Annotated in this window: 2 protein-coding genes; both read right to left on the bottom strand. The window is 62.5% G+C overall.

All coding sequences use genetic code 11. From position 1 onward, the window contains the following. The coding region (locus ACRXB1_RS32285) for an efflux RND transporter permease subunit (protein WP_449494344.1) at window positions 1-2,876 on the bottom strand (2,876 nt) is incomplete at its 3' end. Between the two features lie 33 nt (window positions 2,877-2,909). Then, a partial coding sequence (locus ACRXB1_RS32290; RefSeq protein WP_449494345.1) for an MdtA/MuxA family multidrug efflux RND transporter periplasmic adaptor subunit occupies window positions 2,910-4,055 on the bottom strand: 1,146 nt, incomplete at its 5' end.

The following is a 4,055-nucleotide window of genomic DNA, read 5'->3' on the forward strand; positions in this document are numbered from 1 at the left end:
TGGAAGCGCAGCAGGCACGCCTGGTAGATGGCTTCGCGCGGCGTCTTGCCTTGCTCGCGCTCGGCCTCCAGCGCGAAGTCGATCATCATGATGGCGTTTTTCTTCACAATCCCGATCAGCAACACAATGCCGATGATCCCGATGATGTCGAGATCGTGCCCCGTGATCATCAGCGAGAGCAGCGCGCCGACGCCGGCGGAGGGCAGGGTCGAGAGAATCGTGATCGGATGGATGAAGCTCTCATACAGCACACCGAGCACGATATACATGGTGACGATCGCAGCGAGGATCAGGAACAGCTCGTTCGAAAGCGATGCCTGGAACGCGAGGGCGGCGCCCTGGAAGCGGATCTGGAACGACGCCGGCAGGCCGATGTCCTGCTTCGCCTGTTCGATGGCCTTCACGGCCGCGCCGAGCGACGCGCCGGGCGCGAGGTTGAACGACACCGTGGTCGCCGGGAACTGGCCGAGGTGAGTGATGAGCAGCGGCGCGGCGCGTTCGTGGAACGTCGCAATTGCGGATAAGGGCACTTGCCCGTTCGACGCCGTCGATGACGGCAGATAGATGCCGCTCAGGATTTCGCTGTAATGCGCGTCGCTTGGTTCGTTCTCGAGGATCACGCGGTACTGGTTGGACTGCGTGAAGATGGTCGAGATGATGCGCTGGCCGAATGCATCGTAGAGCGCGTTGTCAACGGTTGCAGGGGTGATGCCGAAACGCGCCGCCGTCGAGCGATCGATTTCCACATACACCGATTGCCCGTTCTGCTGCAGGTCGGTGGCGACATCGGCGAGTTCCGGCGATTGCTGCAGACGTGCCGTCAGCTTTGGCACCCATTCGGCGAACTCGGCCGAATTGGGATCGGTCAGCATGAACTGGTATTGCGTCGGGCTGACCGTGGAGTCGATGGTCAGGTCCTGCACCGGCTGCATGTAAAGCCGGATGCCGGGGATGTTCGCCACATCCTGCTGCAGGTTGCGGATCACGTCGCTCGACGTGCTGCTGCGGTCGTCGCGCGGCGTGAGGTTGATCAGCATCCGGCCGCTGTTCAGCGTGATGTTGGTGCCGTCCACGCCAATGAACGAGGTCAGGCTTTCGACGTCCGGGTTCTTCAGGATCTGCGCGGCGAGCGCCTGCTGCTGCTGTGCCACCGCCTGATACGAAGCGGCTTGCGGCGCCTGCGTGATCGCCTGGATCACGCCTGTATCCTGGATCGGAAAGAATCCCTTCGGAATCCAGATATAGAGCAGGGCAGTGAACACGAGCGTGAGCAGCGCGACGACCAGCGTGGAGCGCTGCCGGTCGAGCACCCACGTGAGCGCGACGGCATACCGTCCAATCACGTAATCGATGAACTGATGCGCCCGCGCCGAGAACCGGTGCGTCTCGGCCGGCGGCGTATGGCGCAGCAGTTTCGCGCACAACATGGGCACGAGTGTCAGCGACACGATTGCCGAAATCACGATGGTCACGGCCAGCGTGATTGCGAACTCATGGAACAGGCGGCCGACGACATCGCCCATGAAAAGCAGCGGGATCAGCACCGCGATCAGCGAAACCGTCAGCGAGATGATCGTGAAGCCGATCTGCTTCGAGCCCTTCAGCGCGGCTTCGAGCGGTCCTTCGCCTTCTTCCACGTAGCGGGCGATATTCTCGATCATGACGATGGCGTCATCGACCACGAAGCCGGTCGCAATGGTCAACGCCATCAACGAGAGGTTATCGAGCGAGAAACCGCACAGGTACATGACGGCAAGCGTACCGATCAGCGAGACCGGCACCGACAAGCTTGGAATCAGCGTGGCCCAGATGTTCGCGAGGAACAGGTAGATCACGAGCACGACCAGCACCACGGAAAGCGCCAGTTCGAACTGCACGTCGCGCACGGACGCGCGGATGGTCGTGGTGCGGTCGGTGACAATGCGCACGTCGAGCGCGGCGGGCAGCGCCGCTTGCAACTGCGGCAGGATCTTCTTGATACCGTCGACGACCGCGATCACGTTCGCGCCCGGCTGGCGCTGCACGTTCAAGATGATGGCCGGCGTGTTGTCCACCCATGCGCCGAGCTTCGTGTTTTCCGGACCCGACACCACGGTGGCCACGTCCGTCAGCATCACCGGCCGACCGTTCCTGTATGCGATGACCGCGCTCTGGTAGGCGTTGGCATCGGTGAGCTGGTCGTTCGCGTTGATGGTGTAGGCGCGCGACGGGCCATCGAAATTGCCCTTCGGCGTATTGACGTTCAGGTTCGCAATGGTCGTGCGCAAGTCGTCGATATTCAATCCGTACGACGCCAGCGCGCGCGTGTTCGCCTGGATTCGCACGGCGGGCCGGTTTCCGCCGCTGACCGAGACCAGACCCACGCCTGCGACTTGCGAGATCTTCTGCGCGAGACGGGTATCGGCAAGATCCTGGACTTGCGTGAGCGGCAGGGTCTTCGAGCTGATCGCGAGCGTGATGATCGGAGCGTCGGCGGGATTCACCTTCGCGTAGATCGGTGGCGCGGGGAGGTCGGACGGCAGCAGATTGCCCGCTGCGTTGATTGCGGCCTGCACTTCCTGCTCGGCAATATCGAGCGGCAAGTCGAGACTGAATTGCAGCGTGATGACCGAGGCGCCCGCGGAACTCTGCGACGACATCTGGTTCAGGCTCGCCATCTGCCCGAACTGTTTCTCGAGCGGCGCGGTCACCGACGTGGTCATTACATCCGGCGATGCGCCCGGGTAGAACGTCTGCACCTGGATGGTCGGATAGTCGACAGCCGGCAGTGCGGACAGCGGCAGGAAGCGCAGCGCAACGAGGCCGACCAGCATGATCGCCGCCATCAGCAGCGCCGTGCCGACCGGACGCAGAATAAAGGGACGCGATGGATTCATGCGGTATCGGTGCGGTTAGGGAGCATCAATGCGTTATTGCGGCTGCGGGCGGTGACGGCCATGATGCGCGCCGGAAGCGCCATGCGCGCCCGATGCCCCCGACGCCGTCGCTGCACCTGATGCACCTGACGCGCCTTTCGGTGCATCGGCCGGAATGGTGATCTTCGCGCCTTCCTTCAGCCGGTCCGACCCGTCGATCACCACGCGTTCGCCCACCTGCAGACCTGTCCTGATGCTGGTGCGCTCGCCATCCACCGGGCCGATCTTCACATTGCGCACCGTCACCGTGTTGTCCGGCTTGACCACATACACAAATGCGCCCGATGACCCGTTGAGCACCGCGGGCGTCGGAACGATGGTCGCGTCCTTGATGACATCGACGAGCAGCTTCGTATTCACGAACTGATTTGGAAACAGCAGAGACTCCTTATTGTCGAAGGTCGCGCGAAGCTTGACGGTGCCGGTGGTGGTGTCGATCTGGTTGTCGACCGTTTCGAGGTAACCGCTTTCCAGCGACGTTGTATTGGCCCGGTCGTAAGCGGTCACCGACATCTTCGAGCCCGCATGAAGCGGCTTCAGGATGGCGGTCAGGTTGTCCTCGGACGTCGTGAAGATCACGCTGATAGGCTGGAGCTGCGTGATGACGACCACGCCGTTTGCGTCGCCGGTGGTCACATAGTTGCCTGGATCCACTTGCCGCAAGCCGACGCGGCCCGATACCGGCGCCGTGATGCGCGCGTAATTGAGGTCGAGCTTGTATGTGTCCACGTTCGCCTGGTCGGACTTGACCGTCCCTTCGAGCTGTTGCACGAGCGAGGCCTGCGTATCCACCTGCTGACTCGCGATGGAATCCTGCGATAGCAGCACCTTGTAGCGCTGCAGATCGAGCCGGGCGGTTTGGAGCAACGCCTGGTCCTTCGCGAGCGTGCCCTGCGCGTTGCGCAGCGAAATCTCGTAGGGACGCGGGTCGACTTGTGCGAGCAGATCGCCCTTTTTGACCATCTGGCCTTCACGGAACGCGACTTCCTGCAGCGTGCCGTTGATCTGCGTCTTGACGATCACCGACGCTAGCGGCGTGACCGTCCCGAGCGAGTTGATCACCACCGGCATTTCACCTTGTGTCACGTTTGCGAGATGCACCGGCATGGGCGCGCAGCCCCAGCCGGTGCATGTCGCAAA

This window comes from Caballeronia sp. M23-90, assembly GCF_053574605.1.